General features: G+C 67.8%; 17 protein-coding genes. 5 read left to right on the forward strand and 12 right to left on the reverse strand.

Annotated elements, in window-relative coordinates; translation table 11 throughout:
* Positions 1–3: 3 nt before the first annotated feature.
* From ACFTSF_RS36035 to ACFTSF_RS36050, 4 genes are all read right to left on the reverse strand, one after another.
* On the reverse strand, positions 4–1,287 hold the full coding sequence (locus tag ACFTSF_RS36035) for a hypothetical protein (RefSeq protein ID WP_380159423.1): 1,284 nt from the start codon (positions 1,285–1,287) through the stop codon (positions 4–6).
* Positions 1,288–1,426: 139 nt separating this feature from the next.
* Positions 1,427–2,608: an MFS transporter gene (locus tag ACFTSF_RS36040; RefSeq protein ID WP_380159425.1), complete on the reverse strand. Its 1,182-nt coding sequence runs from the start codon at positions 2,606–2,608 to the stop codon at positions 1,427–1,429.
* A 151-nt stretch (positions 2,609–2,759) separates the two neighbouring features.
* Entirely contained in the window at positions 2,760–3,506 is a 747-nt protein-coding gene (locus ACFTSF_RS36045) for a 2-phosphosulfolactate phosphatase (RefSeq protein WP_380159427.1), read from the reverse strand.
* Positions 3,507–3,549: 43 nt separating this feature from the next.
* Positions 3,550–3,957, reverse strand: a complete 408-nt coding sequence (locus ACFTSF_RS36050) for a DUF3151 domain-containing protein (protein WP_344149410.1) — start codon at positions 3,955–3,957, stop codon at positions 3,550–3,552.
* A 145-nt stretch (positions 3,958–4,102) separates the two neighbouring features.
* Between ACFTSF_RS36050 and ACFTSF_RS36055 the strand changes: the two genes are divergently transcribed.
* Together ACFTSF_RS36055 and ACFTSF_RS36060 are read left to right on the forward strand one after the other, a co-directional pair.
* Complete coding sequence (locus tag ACFTSF_RS36055; RefSeq protein WP_344149408.1) at positions 4,103–4,552, forward strand: HNH endonuclease; 450 nt, start codon at positions 4,103–4,105, stop codon at positions 4,550–4,552.
* A 98-nt stretch (positions 4,553–4,650) separates the two neighbouring features.
* A complete protein-coding gene (locus ACFTSF_RS36060; RefSeq protein ID WP_380159430.1) occupies positions 4,651–5,601 on the forward strand; it encodes a type IV toxin-antitoxin system AbiEi family antitoxin domain-containing protein in 951 nt (316 codons plus the stop codon).
* 66 nt (positions 5,602–5,667) lie between these two features.
* Here the strand turns inward: ACFTSF_RS36060 and fbaA are convergent, their stop codons facing one another.
* On the reverse strand, positions 5,668–6,693 hold the full coding sequence (gene fbaA, locus ACFTSF_RS36065) for a class II fructose-bisphosphate aldolase (protein WP_344149404.1): 1,026 nt from the start codon (positions 6,691–6,693) through the stop codon (positions 5,668–5,670).
* A 162-nt stretch (positions 6,694–6,855) separates the two neighbouring features.
* Complete coding sequence (locus ACFTSF_RS36070) at positions 6,856–7,575, reverse strand: GntR family transcriptional regulator (protein ID WP_132407309.1); 720 nt, start codon at positions 7,573–7,575, stop codon at positions 6,856–6,858.
* 112 nt (positions 7,576–7,687) lie between these two features.
* Between ACFTSF_RS36070 and ACFTSF_RS36075 the strand changes: the two genes are divergently transcribed.
* Positions 7,688–8,734, forward strand: a complete 1,047-nt coding sequence (locus ACFTSF_RS36075; RefSeq protein ID WP_380159433.1) for an SIS domain-containing protein — start codon at positions 7,688–7,690, stop codon at positions 8,732–8,734.
* A 64-nt stretch (positions 8,735–8,798) separates the two neighbouring features.
* On the opposite strand, the gene ACFTSF_RS36080 is transcribed toward ACFTSF_RS36075, so the two are convergent.
* Genes ACFTSF_RS36080 through ACFTSF_RS36095 form a run of 4 tightly spaced genes read right to left on the reverse strand, consistent with a single transcriptional unit; the run spans position 8,799 to position 13,422 of the window.
* Positions 8,799–9,533: a class I SAM-dependent methyltransferase gene (locus ACFTSF_RS36080; RefSeq protein WP_380159435.1), complete on the reverse strand. Its 735-nt coding sequence runs from the start codon at positions 9,531–9,533 to the stop codon at positions 8,799–8,801.
* A gap of 8 nt (positions 9,534–9,541) precedes the next feature.
* Positions 9,542–10,219 carry a response regulator gene (locus ACFTSF_RS36085; protein WP_380159437.1) on the reverse strand — a complete coding sequence of 226 codons (678 nt, stop codon included), beginning with the start codon at positions 10,217–10,219 and terminating at the stop codon, positions 9,542–9,544.
* Positions 10,216–11,361, reverse strand: coding sequence for a sensor histidine kinase (locus ACFTSF_RS36090; RefSeq protein ID WP_380159438.1), 1,146 nt, complete (start codon positions 11,359–11,361; stop codon positions 10,216–10,218). The genes ACFTSF_RS36085 and ACFTSF_RS36090 overlap by 4 nt, the downstream gene beginning before the upstream one ends.
* A gap of 3 nt (positions 11,362–11,364) precedes the next feature.
* Positions 11,365–13,422, reverse strand: coding sequence for an MMPL family transporter (locus tag ACFTSF_RS36095; RefSeq protein WP_380159440.1), 2,058 nt, complete (start codon positions 13,420–13,422; stop codon positions 11,365–11,367).
* Between the two features lie 178 nt (positions 13,423–13,600).
* On the opposite strand from ACFTSF_RS36095, the gene ACFTSF_RS36100 reads away from it, so the two are divergent.
* Entirely contained in the window at positions 13,601–14,020 is a 420-nt protein-coding gene (locus ACFTSF_RS36100; protein ID WP_380159442.1) for a VOC family protein, read from the forward strand.
* 36 nt (positions 14,021–14,056) lie between these two features.
* Here ACFTSF_RS36100 and ACFTSF_RS36105 read toward each other — a convergent pair whose 3' ends face one another.
* Entirely contained in the window at positions 14,057–14,431 is a 375-nt protein-coding gene (locus ACFTSF_RS36105) for a winged helix-turn-helix transcriptional regulator (RefSeq protein WP_380159444.1), read from the reverse strand.
* Between the two features lie 113 nt (positions 14,432–14,544).
* On the opposite strand from ACFTSF_RS36105, the gene ACFTSF_RS36110 reads away from it, so the two are divergent.
* Positions 14,545–15,099 (forward strand): ester cyclase, encoded by a 555-nt coding sequence (locus ACFTSF_RS36110; protein ID WP_380159446.1) that lies wholly within the window; start codon positions 14,545–14,547, stop codon positions 15,097–15,099.
* A gap of 1 nt (position 15,100) precedes the next feature.
* Here ACFTSF_RS36110 and ACFTSF_RS36115 read toward each other — a convergent pair whose 3' ends face one another.
* The gene (locus tag ACFTSF_RS36115) at positions 15,101–15,469 is read right to left on the reverse strand and encodes a MerR family transcriptional regulator (protein WP_380159448.1); all 369 of its coding nucleotides are present in this window, start codon (positions 15,467–15,469) and stop codon (positions 15,101–15,103) included.
* Positions 15,470–15,526 lie beyond the last annotated feature (57 nt).

Raw genomic sequence — 15,526 nt, forward strand, 5'->3', positions numbered from 1 at the left:
CGATCAGCGAATGGTCTGGTTGTAGCCGGGGCTGGTGTTGGCGTTGACGGTCAGGCCGTTCACGACGACCGTGGGCGCGACGACGCGGAGGCGGATGGTGCCGAGCTCGAAGTCGGGTTCACTGCGGTAGAAGTAGGAACCCTTGGTGAGCTGGATCTTGCCGTCGCTGTACCAGGTGTTGGTGTCCCAGTTCCAGTACTGCCAGGTGCCCCTGGCGGTCACGGCGGGCAGGATCTTCAGCGAGAACGTCCAGCGGGAACCGCGCCGGCTGACCGCCGGGTTGAAGCCGCCGCTGACGATCTTGACCAGGGTCTTGGACGACTTGGCGCCCGTCGAGGCCGCTGGGGTCAGCACGATGACGTTGCCGGCGACAACCTTCCGGGCCGGAACCCAGAGCCGGTACTGACGGTTGCCCAGGGAAGCGATTCCGGTGTCGAAGGTGGCCGTGGTGGTCCCGGAGTAGCGGCCGTAGGTCTTCCAGGCGTCGGTGGACTTGGCGCGCGCCTGCAGCTCGACGGGGATGCCGCTCGCGCGCTCCTCGCGGCCCGGGCTGGTGTACAGCTCCAGCATGGACTTGATCGCCAGCCGGTTCGAGTACAGCGCCGACGCGGGAACCGTCGTGTAGACGCCGAGGAAGCCCAGCTTGACGGTCTTGGCAGCGTTGGCCTTGCCCCACGGGCTGAACGAGCTCAAGATCAGCGTGGTCGGCCGCGACGACTGAGGCGGAACCGTGACCGACGTCGTACCGGCGGCCCAGCGCCCCAAGCTGTCAACGACGCCGTTATAACGCAGGGCCGAAATGTCGATACCCTCGTACGCCGGATTGTCCAGCGGGTCATTCGGCGTTCCGTCCGTTGTGGCAGCCTGCGTCCAGCTCAGCGCGGTCGACAGGCTCGCCGAGAGGTTCGCGTCCTGCAGCACCGGCGCGACCGGGACGAGGGTGTCGAACTCGGGTGACGCCGTCGGCGCGCTCTCGCCCTCCGGGTTGACTGACCTGACGATCAGCTTCACGTGGTCCTGGGACGCAGCGAGAGCGCGCGTCGGGACCAGGAACTCGTTCGCATGCGTGGACGAGAGGTCCACATACTTCACCTCGTCGCCGCCCGGCAGTTGCCGGTAGATCGCGTTGGCCAAGCCGTCGTCGGTCCAGGTCAGCTTGATGTTGTCGCTGTCGGCCCAGGCGATGGTGACGTCGGTCGGTGCGTCTGGAGCCGCGGCGAAGGCGGGTGTCTGCAGACCGACGGAAAGCGCAGCGACAGCCGTCGCTGCGAGGGCAAGTTTGCGCATGGAGACCCCAGGTGAGAACGCCTGACGATCACCCCTGCCGCCAGTCCGTGGCCCAGACCGTAGCAGTTCTACGGCCAGGGCCGGAACAATTTGCAGCAACGTGCAACGTGATCCAGGTTTCGGAACGCAGTCACCGCGGCTAGCGCCGCACCAGCATGGCCATCAAGGTCGCGAGTACGGCGGCCGCCAGCGCGATGCCGAAGCCGTGGTGGGCGGTGTGGGCGTCCACCACTCGTCCTGCGAACGCGGCGCCTAGTGCGATGCCTGCTGCGGCTCCGGAGTTCGTCCAGGTGAAGGCCTGGGTCAGAACTGTGGGTTGCACGGAGGACTCGATCAGAACTGCCGACATGGTTTGGAAGGGGGCGATGGCGAGGCCTGGCAGTGCCAGGGCGATACCGACGGCCCAGGGCGCATCGACGATCAGTAGTGGGATCGTGGTGATCGTCAGCAGCGCCAGCGCGAGGACGTACTGGTTCGGGAGCGCCATCCGCCAGCGTTTGGCTCCGTAGACCAGTCCGGCGAACAGGCTGACCAGACTGGTGATGCTGTAGAGCGGTCCGGCCAGTGACGGCGTACCGCGGTCGACGGCGTACGCCGTGACTGAGACCTGCATGCTGCCGAAGAACAGTCCGATCCCCGCGGTGGCGGCGACCAGTGCGAGGAATCGCTTGTGCAGCAAGTGACTTGAGCTCACCTGCTGGCCGCGCTCGACCGGCGGTGGCGCCGTACTACGCTGTGCGGCCAGCGCGAAGCCGCCGGCCAACATCAGTCCGGTCGCGGCCAAGGAACCGGCCATGGGGCTTCCCAGCGAGGCGATCAGGCCGATCAGTGCGGGACCGACCATGAACGCGACACCGATGCTCAACGCCTCCAGTGCGAAGGCTGACGAGAGAAGCGGCGATCCACGCAATGCGTATGACCAGCGAGCGGAGGTCTGTGCGCCCACTTGCGGTAGTGATGAGCCGGCGAGTACACCTGCGAGGACCAGTTGCCACAGTGGTGCGTGCGAGACCGTCAGACCGATCAGGAGGGCGATCGTCGCCGCGTGGGTCAGGAGCATGATCGGCAACATGCGCGTCTGACCGAAGCGGTCGATGAGACGGGCGACCTGCGGGCCCGCCACCGCTTCGGCGACCGCGAAACCGCCGGTCACGGTGCCGGCGACGGCGTACGAGTCAGTGGATCCGTGGACCAGCCAGACGATGCCGAGGCTCGTCATGGCGATGCCGATGCGGGCTGGTGCAGCTGCGAGGTAGAACTTCCACGCCCCGGGAGTACGGAGTACTTGGGCGTAGCTGAGCCGTCCGGTGAGTGCCGGCACGGTAGAGCCTTCCGCTGCCCGTCGGGGCGGGGACCGACCGTGGGCGTCCTGCTTCACCGGTCTGCCGAATCCGCCTACAACCGTCCATGTTCGGCAGGAAGCGGGGACGCGCGCCGCCTACCGGCTCTGTCAACGGGCAGAAATCATCGTTTCAGATTGATGCGCTCAGCTTACCGTCTTTCAGCAGTGGCACGGAGTGACTCTGGTCTACCTCCGCCGCGATCCGGACATCGTCGGGATACCCGTACTGCGTGAGCTCGCGTCCGCCGGCGCAGTCGTGCAGGAGACTTGGCAGCTCGTCGGCCACTGCGTCGTACGCCGCCACTGCTGCTCTAGCCTCCGGTGACAGCCCGTCGGTCTCGAGAGCGCTCAAGAAGCCTCCGGCACCCCAGAGGTCTTCGACTGCCGGCCTGAGCGAGCCGTCCGGCCAGCGCTCCCCGGCTGCGATCGCGACGACCTTCAGGCTCGGGTCCTCGACCAGACGCTGGTTGGCCCACTGTGCGGCGGCCAGCCGGTTACGGAGTGAGACTGCGATGACGGTGGCGCCGCTGTCGCTCAGTTGCTGCGCGATGGTCGAGCCGTTGGGTGATGGAAGCACGAGCCTGGTGACTCCAGTCGCCTGACGGATGGTGACCGGGGACAGGCTCACGTCACCAGGGCCGGCTTCGGAACGGCCGACGGCGAGGTGGGCGTCGTACTGGCTCGCGTAGGCGACCGCTGTCTCGTCACGCCAGCGGTACGGGTAGACGTCGATGCCGAGGTCGGCAGCGACGGTGACTGCCGTGGTGAAGGACAGCACGTCGACAACGGCAACCAACTGGCCGGCGACCACGGCGGCACCGACCGGACCCCAGTCGAAGCCGACGCGGTAACCATGCTGGGCATACGGACTGGTCATCCGACGCATCCTGCCGTCGGGTGACCAGCCCGGCAACCCGGTTTCAGGCCAGTACGTCGGCTGCGGTGGGTGACGAGTCGCGCAGGAAGGTGGCGCAGCGCTCGGCCTCCTCCTTCTCGTCGATCGCCCCGGCGGCCTTGGCCAGCACAGCCAGGCAGCGCAGGAAGCCGCGGTTCGGCTCGTGTTCCCACGGAACCGGGCCGTGGCCCTTCCAGCCATTGCGCCGGAGCAGGTCCAGTCCGCGGTGGTAGCCGGTGCGTGCGTACGCGTAAGCCTCGATGGTGTTCCCCTCGGCGAGGGCCGCCTCGGCCAGCGTCCCCCAGGCCAGTGACGAGGCCGGGAAGCTGGCCGCGACCTCCACCGCGGGGGTCCCGGCGGCGAGTTCCGCCGCGGCCGGGTCCACTGGGAGTAGTGTCTCGGGTGGGCCAGAGAGCAGATTGTTCAATTCCATAGGCACATCTTCGCCGATCACGCAGCCAACCCGGCACGTGACCGTCTGGCGAAATCCGTTGACCGTTCACCGACCGGCCACGGATGCTTGAGACCCTGCGTCAAGACCGCCGTGGTTCCCAGCTACGGCCGGAAGGAGGCACCGGATGAGCGTCATCGTCCTGAACGCGTCATATGAGCCGCTGCACACCGTGTCGATCCAGCACGCCATCCGGATGCTGGTTCGCGAGGTCGCAGTGGTCGAAGAGGCGCACGGCGAACGAACCATCGGCCCCTTCCCGGTCCCCCGCGTCCTCCGCCTGGTCCGCTACGTGGTCACGCACTGGCGCTACGCCGCCGGCCGGATGAAGTACTCCAAACACGGAGTCCTCCGCCGCGACAAGTTCCGCTGCGCCTACTGCGGTCTCGAGAACGCCGACACCATGGACCACGTCCAACCCAGGTCCCGAGGCGGCCGCACCGAGTGGCTCAACGCGGTCGCCGCCCACGCCTCGTGCAACGAGCGCAAGGGCAACAGGACCCCGGTAGAGGCCAACATGCCCCTCCTCTGGCAACCCTGGGTCCCAACCAGAGCCGAGCTCGTCATCATCACATGACGAGCATTTTTTATGCCCGGATCCGGCCTGCGTAGAAGTTCTCCACAGGTTGGAAGTCGGTGGCAGAAACCGGGGCTGATTGCTGCAACTTCTTGGGTATGAATCCTCAGCTAGCAGTGATGGCCTGCCTTCGGGGCGGGGTTTTTCGCCGGGGCGACGCCCGGGCTTGTGGTTATGACGACGCGGACATCGACTATCTGCTGGCGACCGGCGGGTGGCGACGGATCCGGCGCGGGACGTATGCGGAGCAGCGGGCGTTCGAGGTCGTGACGGAGAAGGCGTTGTACCTCCGGCGCGTGCATCGAGCGCTCCGCGCGGCCGGGGGCCTGGCGTTCGCCAGCCACCAGTCGGCCGCCGCCCTGCACGCCCTACCGGTCTGGGGGCTGGACCTGTCGACCGTGCACCTGACGACAACCGCGGGCCGCAGCGGTCGGGTCGGCGGTGTGTACCGGCACATCCGAGATCCGGTCGGTCCCGGCGTACTGATCTGGAACAGGTTGCCGATGGTGTCCGCAGCTCGATCGGTCGCCGAGGTCGCGGCGACCTCCCCGACGATCCCAGCCATCGCCCTGGCCGACGCCGCCCTGTACGCCGGTCTCGCCACCAAACGCACCCTGCGCCGAGCCGCCGGCCTCCTCGAGTACGGCGGTGATCGCGCCCTCGGCGTCTTCGCCCACTGCCGAGGCTCGGCGTCGGTCGCCGAGTCGCGCCTGCGGTTCATCCTGCGCGCCGCCGGCCTCCCCGACCCAGCTTCAGCACTTCCCCCGGACCTCGAAGTCCCGGAGCTGGAGGACGCTCTCTGGTTCCCCGAACAACGCACCCTCCTCGAGTTCGAACCCCGCTACCCCTACTGGCGCGAAGAGCTCGAAGAAGACGTCGACCAACCGCCCCCGTCCCCCACCGCCGACGGCCCACCCCCGGTCGAAACCTGCTGGATCCCCTGGACCGACCTCGACCACCCCAAAACCGTGCTCGACCGCATCACGAGCACGTTCGCCCGAGCCGCCCGCCGGACCGATATCCGGCACGTCGACTTCGCCCGGATGTGACCGAGGGGCCCACCGCGTCAGCGATGAGCCCCTCGAAACACCAGACCTACCAGGAGAAACCAGATGTCACGCGTTCAGCGACGTACCGGTCGAGCGGAGGCTTTCGCAGGCTTCCTTGACGCGGTCGGCCATGCCGGCTTCGGCGGCCTTGCCCCAGGCGCGGGGGTCGTAGGCCTTCTTGTTGCCGACCTCGCCGTCGACCTTCAGGACGCCGTCGTAGTTGCCGAACATGTGCGCGGCGACCGGGCGGGTGAAGGCGTACTGGGTGTCGGTGTCGACGTTCATCTTGATGACGCCGTGGTCGACGGCGGCGCGGATCTCTTCCAGGGTCGAGCCGGAGCCGCCGTGGAAGACCAGGTCGAACGGGCGCTCCTTGCCGATCTTGGCGCCGACCGCGTCCTGGATGTCCTTCAGGATCTCCGGGCGCAGCTTGACCGAGCCCGGCTTGTAGACGCCGTGCACGTTGCCGAAGGTGAGCGCGGTCAGGTAGCGGCCGTGCTCGCCGGCGCCGAGCGCCTCGACCGTGGCCAGGCCGTCCTCGACAGTGGTGTAGAGCTTGTCGTTGATCTCGTTGGCGACGCCGTCCTCCTCACCGCCGACGACACCCACCTCGATCTCCAGCACGATCTTGGCCGCCGCGGCCTGCGCGAGCAAGTCCTTGGCGATCTCGAGGTTCTCGTCCAGCGGCACGGCCGAGCCGTCCCACATGTGCGACTGGAACAGCGGGTTCTCGCCGCGCGCGACGCGCTCGGCCGAGATCGCCAGCAGCGGCCGGACGAAGCCGTCCAGCTTGTCCTTCGGGCAGTGGTCGGTGTGCAGCGCGATGTTCACGTCGAAGTTCTTGGCGACCTCGTGCGCGTACGCCGCCAGCGCGACCGAACCGGTGACCATGTTCTTCACGGTCGACCCGGACAGGTACTCGGCGCCGCCGGTGGAGACCTGGACGATGCCGTCCGAGCCCGCCTCGGCGAAACCGCGGATCGCGGCGATCAGCGTCTGCGAGGAGCTGACATTGATGGCCGGGTAGGCGAAGCGGTTCTGCTTGGCCTTGTCCAGCATCTCGGCGTAGACCTCAGGGGTGGCAATAGGCATGTCTCGCGGTACTCCTCACAACAAAGTTCGTGTGTGTTGAGCTCCAGTATTGCCGCTGGGCACTTCGTCGTACCCGGCGGCCCGTCTGCTGAGCGGTCAGGTGACCGTGGAGCGAACAGCAGAAGAACAGACCAGTTGATGACAGGATCGGTCCAGTACGTATCAGGCCGATCCGGATCGCGGGCCCCGCGGGGTGAGGGCCATGTGCAGCCGGTACCGGTCGGCCCGGTAGGCCGACCAGGACAGCTCGACGACCTTGCGGCCGGCGAAGGTGGTGCGCTCGAGGACCAGCAGGGGTGCCCGCCTGGCCACGCCGAGAACCCGGGCGACATGACCGTCGGCGTTGTCCGCCCGGACGGTCTGCTCACCGGAGGTGACGACGACGTCGTACTCGCTGGCGAAGACGTCGTACAGGGTGCCGAGCTCACGGCCGAGCAGGCCGGGGAAGAGCGCGGACGGATAGAAGCCGACCTCGTAGGCCATCGGCGAGGCGTCGGCCGTGCGCAGCCGCTCGACCCGGATCACCTTGGTGCCCTTGGCGACCCGCAAGCCCTTCGCGGTCTCGTCGGAGGCCTCGATCTCGGTGGCCGACAGCACCACCGTGCCGGGCTCCAGACCGCGCGCCCGCATCTCCCGGGAGAACGAGGTCAGGTGCAGCTGCGAGTCGACCTGGGGGCCGGTGACGAAGGTGCCCTTACCGTGCACCCGCTCCAGCGCGCCGGACTCGACCAGGTCGCTGATCGCCTGCCGGACGGTCACCCGGGAGACGTTCAGCTTGTCCACCAGGGCCCGCTCCGAGGGGATCGGATCCCCGGGGTGCAGCTCGACATCGATCAGTCGTTCCAGCACCGATCGGACCTGGGCCCGCTTCGTCGCCACCATCGAATCTCGATCCTCCAGACCTGGGCGGGCCTCGGGGGTGCCCCGGGACGCCGCTCACTGCTATCGTGCGCAGCATACCTGTTAAGACCAGATAGGACCAGTGATCGCAGTGGTGTCTGTCCCCGCCCCGGCAACCCAGATGGCGCGCGAGATCGCCGAACAGCCGGCCGCCCTGGCCGCGACGTTCGAGCACGTTCTCCCGCTGCGGCACGACATCACGCGGCTCGCCGCGGGACGCCGCAACGTCATCTTCGTGGCCCGGGGGTCGTCCGACAACGCCGGTGTCTACGGCCGCTACCTGACCGAGATCCACGCCGGCCGCCAGGCCGCGCTGGCCGCTCCGTCGGTCGCCACGCTGTACGGCGCCAACCTCGACCTGTCGAACTCGCTGGTCGTCGCGGTCAGCCAGTCCGGCGCGACCCAGGAGATCGTCGACACCGCGGAGTGGGCCAAGCGGAACGGCGCAGCCGTCGTCGGCATCACGAACGACGGCGACAGCCCGCTCGCCTCGACCGCCGACGTCGCCCTGATCACCCAGGCCGGCAAGGAGCTCGCGGTCCCGGCGACCAAGACCTACACCACCCAGCTGGCCGCGATCACCGTCGCCGTCGACGCCCTCGCCCAGAAGCCAGGCACGCTGGACGCCGACATCGCCCGCGTTCCGGACGCCGCCGCGAAGATGCTCGAGGGTTCAGTCGAGGAAGCCGCCGCACTGCTCGCCGGCGCCCACGACGTCCTCGCCAGCGGCCGCGGCCTAACCTTCGGCACCACCCTCGAGGTGGCGCTCAAGCTCGAGGAAACCTGCCTCCAGCCGGTCCGCGGCCTCTCGTACGCCGACCTGAAGCACGGCCCGATCGCGGTCGTCGACGCCGACCTGGTCACCATCCTGGTCGCAGCCGGCGAAGGCCCGGCCCTCCCCGGCATGACCGAGCTGGCCGGCCTGGTCCGCGAAAAGGGCAGCAAGATCCTAGGCATCGGCGGCGACCCCACCTTCGCCTCCCGCTGCGACGTGAACCTCCCCGGCCCCGACCTCCCCGAGACCCTGTCCCCGCTGGCCCTGGTCATCCCCGCCCAACGCGCAATCGAGGCCCTGGCCCGCAAACTAGGCCTAGACCCCGACGCCCCCCGCGGCCTCCGCAAGGTCACCCAAACCGACTGAACCCCTCAGACGGGCGTGCTGCGTCGACCTCGGGCACGCCCACACCGAGAATGCGAACCGGCGCTCAGCTGTCGCGTTCGGCGCTGACGATCAGGAAGTTCGGCAGTGCGACGTAGGACTCGATCGCCTCGATTCCGCTGTCTCGTGCGACCTGTGGATCAAGTCTCGGTTCGCACAGTTCAGTCACGCGGCACCCGAGGCCGATGACCTCGTTGAGGTAGGCCGACAGCGGGCGGTGGAAGTCGGGTGCGTGGCCCTCTGAGGTCTCGTACTCGTCCAGGTATCGATCAAGTCGGTAGTGACCGTGATCCCGCCACGTCGGGTAGAGATTCTCGAACGCCGGATGGGTGATCGAGAACACGAACCGGCCACCCGGCTTCAGTGCGCGGACGCACGCCGCCATCGCCGACTGCCAGGCGGGGATGGCGAGCAGCACCATGCTGCAGACCACCGCATCGAACGGCTGACCAACCTCCGGCAACGTCGAGAGATCAGCCTGCACGAACCTGATCCCCTGACGCCGCTTCTGCTCGATTTTCTGAGCGCGCGCCAGCAGTCCGGCAGCCGGCTCCACGCCAACCACCTCAGCTCCGCCTTCGGCCAACAACCGGCTCAAGTAGCCTTCGCCGCTGCCTGCATCGAGGACTTTCCGACCATCGACGGGCCCCAGCATCCGGAGCAGGTTCCCATTCATCAGGTGGCGCTTGGGGAAGTCGCCCTGATCGTCGTACGCCTCAATCGCGTCGGTCGGCATCGCAGACCACGCTGCGATCGCCTCTGAGTTACTGATTGTGGACATGCGGTCCCCTAGGGTGGGTCGGCCTGCGTGGAGGCTCGGACGAGGCCGGATTCGTAGGCGGCGATTACCAGTTGGGCTCGGTCGCGGGCGTCTAGCTTGGTTAGTAGGCGGCTTACGTAGGTCTTTGCGGTCAGGGGGCTGAGGACTAGTTGTTCGGCGAGTTCGGCGTTGCTCAGGCCGCGGCCGATCAGGGTTAGGACCTCGCGTTCCCGCTTGGTCAGCGCGGCTAGGGCGCCGGGCGGCGGGCCGGCTGGGTCAGGTTGCCTTAGGACTCTTTCGATCAGGGCCTGGGTTGCGCCGGGCGACAGCAGGGCCTCGCCGGCGGCGACGGTGCGGATGGCGGCCAGTAGGTGGGCGGGTTTGGTGTCCTTGACCAGGAATCCGCTCGCTCCCGCACGCAGCGCGGCCACCACGTTGTGGTCGCTTTCGAACGTGGTCAGGATCAGCACCCGTACGCCGCTCAGATCCTCGTCGGCCGCGATCGTGCCGGTGGCGGTGATCCCGTCCGTGCCGGGCATCCGGATGTCCATCACGACGACGTCGGCGCGGGTCGACCGGACCAGCGCGACCGCCTCGTCGCCGTCGGCGGCTTCGCCGACTACCTCCATGTCGGGTGCGGAGCGGACGAGCATGGCGAAGGCGCTCCGGACCAGCTCCTGGTCGTCGGCCAGCACTACCCTGATCATCGCGCTCCCGGAACAGGTACGGTCGCCGCGACCCGGAAGCCGCCGTACCGGCCGTCGCCGGTGACGAGCTGACCGCCGACGGATTGCGCCCGCTCGTTCATCCCGGCGATGCCATAGCCGGCTGTGCTCCCGGTGTCGGACCTGCCGCGGCCGTCATCGGTGACCTCGAGCCGAACCTCGTCGACGTCGTACTCGAGCTGTACCAGTGCCTGTCGAGCATGCGCGTGTTTCACCACGTTGGTCAGGGCCTCCTGCGCGATCCGGTAGAGGGTGATCTCGACGGCCGCCGGCAGCGGCCGGCTGGTGCCGCTTACTCGCAACGAGACCTGTACGCCGACTGCCGTGGTGACCGCTACGAGCCGGGCCAGGCCGGCGAGGTCTGGCGTCGGGTGCCGATCCACGTCGACCTCGTTGCCGCGGAGGACGTCGAGGGTGGTTCTCAGCTCGGCCAGTACGCCGCTGCTCGCGTCCGCCACCGTGTGCAGCGACTGCGAGATCGGTGCGAGGGTCGGATCGTCGGTGCGCTCGTCGAGCAGATGCGCGGCCACACCGGCATGCGAGTTGATCACGACGATGTGGTGGGCCAGGACGTCGTGCAGGTCCCGCGCGATCCGCAGCCGCTCCTCGGCGACCCGGCGCTCGCTAGTCTCCGTGAGCAAGGCGCGGTGCAGCCGCATCGCCTGGCCACCGACCGCGGCGACCGCGAACCACCCAAGCGGGCTGATCACCTCGGCGCCGATCGACTCTTGTTGCGGGATGCTCGCGCTCGCCAGAACTGCGGCGATGCTGATTCCGACCATCGCCAGCGTCGAGGCGCGGGAGGTGGTCAGGGAGACCGTGTAGATGAGGACTATCGCCACCGGGAGCATGATCTCGTGCGTGTAGTTCAAGGCGTGGTAGACCATCTGGACGGCTATGCAGACGAGCAGCGCCTGGATCGGATAGCGGCGTCTGACGAGAACCGGCAGAGTCGCCAGGACGAGCAGGGCGATCCCGAGGGCGTCGAGTTGCCCGTCGTCGAGCCAGTGCTGCGGCAGGGCGAGGACGGCGGCCAACGGCAGGAGCAGCAGCACCGCGGTCAGCAGCAGGTCGCCCCTGCCGATCCCCCACCGCCTCGCTCCCACCAAGACCACCGTCCCCATCCTTCAGCTCCGTTTCTCGCCGACCAGCACCGGCTCGTCCGGGACTGCTGCCGGTTGCGGGTCGTCCGCGGCACGGCTCGGCCACCAGATCCATCGGCGCAGGCCCACCATCATCGGCGCCAGCAACGCTGGTGCTACCAGCAGAGTCTGCAGCAGAACCCCGACGGCGACCACCACACCCATCTCCACCATCGGCACGAACGGCAACGACGCCAGTACGGCGAAGGTTGCCGCCAGCACCAATCCGGCCGACGCGATCACCGGGGCGGTGGCCCGCACCGCCCGCCGGGTGGCGACCGTCGTACCGAGTTCCTTGCGGTCCTCGGCGATCCGGCTGACCAGGAAGATCGCATAGTCGACGCCGAACGCCACGAGGAACACAAACCCCAGCACCGGCAGTGTCGGCTCCACGCCGCCGAACCCGAGCACGTTCTCGAACAGCAGAGAGCCAAGTCCTAGTGCCGCGAGCCACGAGAGCACAACCACGGCCACGACGAGCAGCGAGGCGACCAAGGATCGGAGCAGCAGGAACAGCACCAGCAACACCACGGCGAGTACGAGGGGAATCACCAGCTTGGTGTCGGCGGCGCTCGCCTCCTGGACGTCGACCCGCTCCGCCCCTTCGCCACCGACCAGCGCCCCGGGCGGCAGATCGGCCCGCAGCCGCTTGATCACGGCCGCTTCAGCATCGCTGTCCGGCTGAGCCGCCGGTACGACGTCGACCAGCGACCAGCCGTTGCCCTCCCGCTCGGTTTCCGCTGACACCACCTTGTCCGTCGCCCGCGCCACCGCGAGCACCCGTGTCACCTGATCGGTGGGAGTCGCAACGGTGAAGGGTCGGCCACCCTCGCCCGGGTAGGCCCGATCAAGCGTCGCGAATCCCGTCACCGACTCCGGAGTGTTGGTGAACGAGTCGGCTTCCCGCAGGTCCGTCGAGAGCCCGAGCACCCCGAGTCCCAGCAAGCCGAGCGCCAGCGCCGAAGCTCCGGCCGACCGCATCGGCCGCGCGAAGACCCACCGCCACCAGTCGCGGCCGGCGGGCGCCGTACTGGCCAGGGCGGGGACACGCGGCCAGAAGACCTTGCGGCCCAGCGCCGTCAGTACTGCGGGGAACAGCGTCAGCATGGTGACCAGAGTCGCCAGGATGCCCAGCGCACCGAACACCCCGATCCCGGAGATGTCGTTCATGTCGGCCACGAACAGACAGCCCAGGCCGAGGGCGACCGTCGATCCCGACGCGAGGATCGCCGGCCCCACGCTCTTCAGCGCGGCGCGCATGGCGGCATGGACGTCGCGGTGGTGGCGCAGTTGCTCGCGGTACCGCGCGACGATCAGCAGCGCGTAGTCGGTCCCGGCGCCGAACACCATCACGATCATGATCGAGGAACTCTGCGTACTCACCGTCAGGTCCAGCGCGCCGGCGACGACCCGGACCAGCGCCATCGACAGGTACGCGGCAGCCCCGACTGTCAGCAGCGGCACCAGCCAGAGGAACGGGCTGCGGTAGGTGATGATCAGCAAGAACGCGACGACGATGACGGTGACGAGCATCAGGGTCGTGTCGATCCCCTCGAACACCGCGTCGACGTCCGCCCCGATCGCGGCCGGGCCGGTCACCTCGGCCCGCAGACCACTCGGCCGGTCGGCAGTGACCGCCCGGACCCGCTCGACGAACTTGGCGACCCCCGCGTCGTTTCCGCTCGCCGGCTGACCGACGGCGTACATGAGAGCCGTGCCGTCCTCGGAGGGGACGGGCGGCATGTCGACCTTGAACTCCTTGGCGAGGGCAGCGTGCTGCCGCGCCACCGCCTGTTTGTCCCCGGCGGCGAGACCGCCGTCCCGGTGATAGACGACGATCAGTTCGTCGTCCTCGGAGCCCGGGACGCGATCCTCGATCTGATGCACGAGCGTCGACTCCGCACCGCCCGGCAGTTGATCGGTGGCGTCGTCGCTCTGCACGTCACCGAGCCCCGCGGCCAGCGGAAACACCGCCAACAGCAACAGCACCCAGACCGCGACCACGCCCCATTTACCTCGCCGTCCAGCCGGCAACGTGAACATGTGAACCTCCCCTGTCTTTGGACCTCAAACACTGGCCCAGCAGGTCAGGGTGATTCGTCCGCCCGCAGTGGACAGTCCGCGCTACTCCCGTGGTTGACAGCTTTTCGAAGTAGCGGACAAAACCTGTCCTCTTCTGCTGCGAGAGTAGAGACATCGAACAGCGAGAAAGGACAGGAACATGCTGCGAGGGCTGGCGACAGTAGGTTTTTACGCCGAGGACGTGAAGGCGGCGCGCGACTGGTACGCCGAGTTCCTGGGAGTCGAGGCGTACTACGGATTCCCCACGCCGGAGGAGCCGGCGTACATCGAGTTCCGGATCGGCGACTTCCAGGCCGAGCTGGGGATCATCGACGCGAAGTATGCGACCCACCAGGTCGGCGGCGCCCCGGCCAGGGCGATCATCCAGTGGCACGTGGATGACTTGGAAGGCACGGTCGAGCGGCTGGTCGAGCTCGGTGCGACCGTGCTCGAGGGCATCGTCGAGCGCGGCAACGGCGAGGGCTTCCGGACCGCGTCGGTGGTCGACCCGTTCGGCAACATCCTCGGCCTGATGAACAACCCGCACTACCTGCAGATCGTCGCGTCGACGCGCCGCTGACCGAGCACCCCGAGGCCCACGCCCGCTGACGAATCGTCAGTCGGTGTGGGCCTCGTCGTACGTCTGCTGGGCGGTGATGATCGAGGGCATGCTCGTGGTCAGGTAACCGATCAGATCGAGCAGCTTCGCAGCCAGTACGGCGCCTGTCGGCGTGAGGCTGTATTCGACCTTCAGCGGGAACGTCGACTGGACGTCGCGGACGACGAGGCCGTCGCGTTCGAGGGCCTGCAGGGACTGAGCCAGCATCTTCTGGCTGACCCCGTCCACGTGACGGCGGAGCTCGTTGAAGCGCAGTGGGCCGTCGGCCAGCGCTCCGAGCGCCAAGGCTCCCCAGCGGCCGGTCACGTCCTCGAGCACCGGGCGCGACGGGCAGGTCGAGGAGAACACGTCGTACTCCAGGTCCTCGCTCACACCTCCAGTCTAGTTCGTCACAGAAACCAGGTACTTGAAGGTTGTAGTATCTGCTGGTAAGCAGTATCTAGCAGAAACTACAGGGGCTCTCGAGAGCCCGGAGGAGACAGATCATGGCGATCGATCGGCGTTCTCTGATCAAGAACAGCGGCGCGGTGGGGTTCGGGGCGCTGGCCCTGGCGGCGGTGAATGACGGCACCGCGCTCGCACATTCCGACTACCCGGCACACCTGTCGCCCGATGAGCGGCGGCATCTGCGGATCTTCGACGAGCTGGACTTCGAGATCTTCACCGGCCAGAAGTGGAACCGGCTGGACGAGAGCCACGCCCGCAACATCAAGGTGCACTGGCCCGACGGACACTCCACCGACGGCATCGACAAGCACATCGCGGACCTGAAGGCGATGTTCGTCTGGGCGCCGGACACGCGGATCCAGCAGCACCCGCTTCGGCTGGCCACCAACGAGCTGACCGCCGTCACCGGGATCATGGAAGGCACCTTCACCCGGCCGATGCCGGACGGCAAGGGCGGTTACATCAAGCCCACCGGCAAGGCCTACAAGATCACCATGGCCACGGTCGGCATCTGGAACCGCCGCCACACCATGGACGAGGAATACCTCTTCTGGGACAACCAGTCCTTCTACGCCCAGATCGGTCTCGGCTGACCTACTCCCCGACGGCGTACTCGCTGCAGCGGTCGCATCTGGTCAGCAGGTCGTGCCGGCAGTCGATGACGTGAGCCAGGAAGCGCTCTGCGTTCTCGAACTGCTCTCGCTGCGCCCGGATCGCACGGAGCCTGCGTTCGATCACGCCGGTTCTGTGCGGTTCGGTTCGGGTGAGGACCAGGCGGATCTCGGTCAGGCTCATCCCTACGCCTTGGCACGCCTGTAGAACTCGCAAGCGGTAGAAGTGATCCTCGGAGTACTCGCGGTGCCCGGCCGACGTGCGGTCTGGTACGACGACACCTGCGTCGTCCCAGTGCCTGAGGACGTGCGCGGCTACTCCGAGTCTGCTGGCCGCCTCGCCGATTCTCATTGGGCCATGGTCGCAGCTTGCCTTCAGGTCGACCTGAAGTTCTAGCTTCGTCAGATG

The sequence above is a fragment of the Kribbella sp. NPDC056951 genome, assembly GCF_042674205.1.
GTDB classification, from domain to species: Bacteria; Actinomycetota; Actinomycetes; order Propionibacteriales; family Kribbellaceae; genus Kribbella; species Kribbella yunnanensis.

Excerpts from the sequence above, each read along its gene's own strand:
- ACFTSF_RS36035 (WP_380159423.1), bottom strand. The coding sequence starts at position 1,287 with ATGCGCAAACTTGCCCTCGCAGCGACGGCTGTCGCTGCGCTTTCCGTC.
- ACFTSF_RS36045 (WP_380159427.1), bottom strand. The coding sequence starts at position 3,506 with ATGACCAGTCCGTATGCCCAGCATGGTTACCGCGTCGGCTTCGACTGG.
- ACFTSF_RS36050 (WP_344149410.1), bottom strand. The coding sequence starts at position 3,957 with ATGGAATTGAACAATCTGCTCTCTGGCCCACCCGAGACACTACTCCCA.
- ACFTSF_RS36055 (WP_344149408.1), top strand. The coding sequence starts at position 4,103 with ATGAGCGTCATCGTCCTGAACGCGTCATATGAGCCGCTGCACACCGTG.
- ACFTSF_RS36060 (WP_380159430.1), top strand. The coding sequence starts at position 4,651 with ATGAATCCTCAGCTAGCAGTGATGGCCTGCCTTCGGGGCGGGGTTTTT.
- fbaA (WP_344149404.1), bottom strand. The coding sequence starts at position 6,693 with ATGCCTATTGCCACCCCTGAGGTCTACGCCGAGATGCTGGACAAGGCC.
- ACFTSF_RS36070 (WP_132407309.1), bottom strand. The coding sequence starts at position 7,575 with ATGGTGGCGACGAAGCGGGCCCAGGTCCGATCGGTGCTGGAACGACTG.
- ACFTSF_RS36080 (WP_380159435.1), bottom strand. The coding sequence starts at position 9,533 with ATGTCCACAATCAGTAACTCAGAGGCGATCGCAGCGTGGTCTGCGATG.
- ACFTSF_RS36085 (WP_380159437.1), bottom strand. The coding sequence starts at position 10,219 with ATGATCAGGGTAGTGCTGGCCGACGACCAGGAGCTGGTCCGGAGCGCC.
- ACFTSF_RS36090 (WP_380159438.1), bottom strand. The coding sequence starts at position 11,361 with ATGGGGACGGTGGTCTTGGTGGGAGCGAGGCGGTGGGGGATCGGCAGG.
- ACFTSF_RS36095 (WP_380159440.1), bottom strand. The coding sequence starts at position 13,422 with ATGTTCACGTTGCCGGCTGGACGGCGAGGTAAATGGGGCGTGGTCGCG.
- ACFTSF_RS36100 (WP_380159442.1), top strand. The coding sequence starts at position 13,601 with ATGCTGCGAGGGCTGGCGACAGTAGGTTTTTACGCCGAGGACGTGAAG.
- ACFTSF_RS36110 (WP_380159446.1), top strand. The coding sequence starts at position 14,545 with ATGGCGATCGATCGGCGTTCTCTGATCAAGAACAGCGGCGCGGTGGGG.
- ACFTSF_RS36115 (WP_380159448.1), bottom strand. The coding sequence starts at position 15,469 with ATGAGAATCGGCGAGGCGGCCAGCAGACTCGGAGTAGCCGCGCACGTC.